Annotated in this window: 3 protein-coding genes; all 3 read right to left on the bottom strand. The window is 62.6% G+C overall.

The genetic code is table 11. From position 1 onward, the window contains the following. Window positions 1-860, bottom strand: an 860-nt coding sequence (locus tag WAW17_RS14260) for an alpha/beta fold hydrolase (RefSeq protein ID WP_422333608.1), incomplete at its 3' end; no start/stop codon positions are given. Between the two features lie 39 nt (window positions 861-899). Continuing rightward, on the bottom strand, window positions 900-1,589 hold the full coding sequence (locus WAW17_RS14265) for a TerD family protein (protein WP_422333609.1): 690 nt from the start codon (window positions 1,587-1,589) through the stop codon (window positions 900-902). Between the two features lie 137 nt (window positions 1,590-1,726). Beyond that, window positions 1,727-2,242, bottom strand: a complete 516-nt coding sequence (locus WAW17_RS14270) for a DUF3558 family protein (RefSeq protein WP_422333610.1) — start codon at window positions 2,240-2,242, stop codon at window positions 1,727-1,729. Window positions 2,243-2,879: the final 637 nt, after the last annotated feature.

Consider the following 2,879-nt stretch of genomic DNA (forward strand, 5'->3'; position numbering starts at 1 on the left):
CGATCGGCGTCGGCGGGGTGGTGTGATCCGGTGGCGAGTTCCTCGACGGCGTCGATAACCGCACGCCAGGCCTCGCCGAGTGCGGCGCCGGGTGGCGACGGCGGCAATTGGACGAAGGCGCCCCGTGGCGCCTGCTCGGCCACGTAGCGGACGACTCCTTCGGGCATGGGACTGTCTGCCACCAGGACGGCCACCAGCGGGCACTGGACCAACGGCAGTGTCTGCGAGTAGTCGAGTCGTAGGAACCAGTCGAAATGTGCCCGCGCTTCGGCGGGGGTGCACGAACACCGTTCCATCATGGCCATCAGGCGGCGGTTGAAGGTCGTGTCCGCGGCGGGGTCCCACATGGAGAGGGTCTGGCCGGTGCCCCAGTTGCGCGCCGCGTCGAGCCAACCTTCGACTAGTGTGACGCCGGTTTCGGGGGTCAATCCGTGAGGAACCGGGTCCGTTTGCAGCAGACTCTCGGCGAAAGGCTGGTGGAAGAAGACCCCGGTCACCCGGTCAGGCGTGCGGGCGGCGAGCAGTGCGAGAGGGCCACATGCGGTACCGATCCCGACCAGGATGGCTTTCTCCATCCCGACTGCGTCCATGACGGCGAGGACGTCGTCGGCCTGTTCCTCGATGGTGGGAACGTGGTCGACGCGATCGGACAAGCCGAAGCCGCGGCGCTGAAAACATACCGACCTGGAGAAAGTTGTGGTTCGCTCGAACAGGTAATGAATGTGCGGGTCGGTCCACATCAGGTCCAAATGCAGACCGGCATCGAGGTACCAGACGATGTCCACGCCTCTGTCGCCGACGACCTGATAGGCAAGTGCGTGGCCATCACGGTCGACATACCGAGTGGTCGGCGGATCCATGTTTCCAGGCTAACGCCGACCCCGGCCTGCCGGCAGCGGCTACTTACGTCCCGCTGCCCACTTCATGCCCCAGCCGTAGGCCTTGTCGAGGTCTGCCTGGCTGCCTTCGATGTATTTCACTTCGCGGGTGACGGTGATGCCCTGCCCGGTGTTCTGCAGCATCGCGATCGCGCAAATGCGGGCGGAGCTGTTCGCCGAGTCCAGACGGACCTCCACCTCCGGGCCGGTGGTGGGGAAGAGGGTGACCACGCCGTCGACCGCCGCCCAGTTCGGTGCTCCGTCGTAGATCATCGCGAAGATGAGGATTCGTTTGAACATCTCGGGCCGGTCGAGACCGATGTGCATGTTCTCGCCACCGGTCACGGTGCCGGTGCGGTCGTCGGCGTCGAGCTTGATGAACGGGGCGGTGTCCAAGGAGCCGAAGCTGTTGCCGAGTGCTTGGATCACGCCCTTCGATCCGTCTGCCAGTTCGTAGAGGCAACCGAGGTCGAGGTCGATACCACCGCTCCCGGTGGCGGCAGCCGCGAGTTTGGCGAAGAAACCCGACTTCTTCGGCTGCGGTGTCACCCCGGTCGACCAGTTGAGGTTGACCCGCATCGCACCCTGCCGTTCACCGGACTTGGTCAGGCTGACAGACGGCGCAGCCTTCGACAATGTCACCTTGCTGAGGTTGACCCCACCCTGCGGTGCGGCGGGGGTGGACGGGCGACGGGTGTAGTCGATGGCCATGAATCGAACCTTCCAGTGGACTTCGTGGGCGCACCATGTCGGACGACTGTCCGATTTGCACGGTTCGCACCAGGGTAGCCGCATGGTCGAGTGCGACGGCTCGAGGAGTGGCGTAGAACCGCCGGTCGGCGTAGGAGTCAGAGGTGGTCGGGGAAGTATGGGGCGAGTGTGTTGACGACTTTCATGGCTTGGTCGCAGGCGGCTGCGGGTGTGGTGAACGTTTCGTTGGATCCGTAGCCGACTTGGAAGTCGAGGACGCCGGGTGTGATTTCGACGGAGACGAGGCATGAACGGGTGTCGGGGAAGTCCTGGATGAGTATACGGCGCCCTGCTATTTCGGTTTCGTCGAGGGTGATGAATCGGTCGGGCTGGGTCTCGAGGGTCTGGAGCGTTCTCTCCTTGGCAGAGATGGTGATTCCGTATCTGGGTTCATGAGAAAGATATCCACAGCCGAGTGATTTCGGATTGTCGAGGTCATCAACTTCGGGAGGCCTGATGTCGAGTTTTGCCTTGCGTATCGCGTTTGCGGGAAGCCCGTCACAAGGGTGGTAGGTAACCTCGGTGACTTCTGGAGCGTCCATTCCGGTTGGTAGTCCCGCATCGGGTTCACTGCACGCGGCGGTCGCGCAGACGGGAATGAATGCAAGTGCCACACTGATCCGCCGCAAGATCGAGTTCACTTGTAGAGTCCTATTCCCTCGAGGTTGTCCATGTTTGCAGACTCCTGGACGTTGTAAGCGTCCAGGACACGTCTCAGCACTTCTTTCATCGCCAGCGCATACGCTTGATGGGCCTTGAAAAGCCCGACCGCGGCGTTCGCGTCGTCCGTGCCCCCGATCGCCTTCGATCGAACCGACGCGGGTGAGTGTCAGCGATGTACTGGCTTTCATTCAAGCGCAACGACTTCCACGCAAGAAAATGTCGTCCGGTTGAGCGATGGCGAATCGGGCCTGGCAGCCACGACCATCAAACGTCGACTGGCATCGATCTTCGGCCTGTTCCACCTCCATGCGTGGGGTGGCCGAGAGAATCCCGTACCGTGAGGCTTGGCGACGCGCGGCGCCGGTGAGCGATCAAGAACGATGCCGACTGGCGCCTTCGCGCGGGTTCCGCATTCGGATTTCCGGTTGCCGGACTCCCAGATCTACTCTCGGATCTAACCTCAATACCGTGTACTTAGGGCGACGGGGTGGAGTCGCCCGAGAGGACGACAGGACGGCGGCCGATGCAGGACGCATTCCGGTGATAGGGATGTTTGACGTGGTAGACCGACATCTTTCGTTTGACCAC

It is taken from the genome of Rhodococcus sp. (in: high G+C Gram-positive bacteria) (assembly GCF_049286785.1).
Taxonomy (GTDB): Bacteria; Actinomycetota; Actinomycetes; order Mycobacteriales; family Mycobacteriaceae; genus Rhodococcus_F.

What these genes read in the sequence shown, in the direction of transcription:
- WAW17_RS14265 (WP_422333609.1), bottom strand. Translation starts at nt 1,589, where the DNA reads ATGGCCATCGACTACACCCGTCGCCCGTCCACCCCCGCCGCACCGCAG.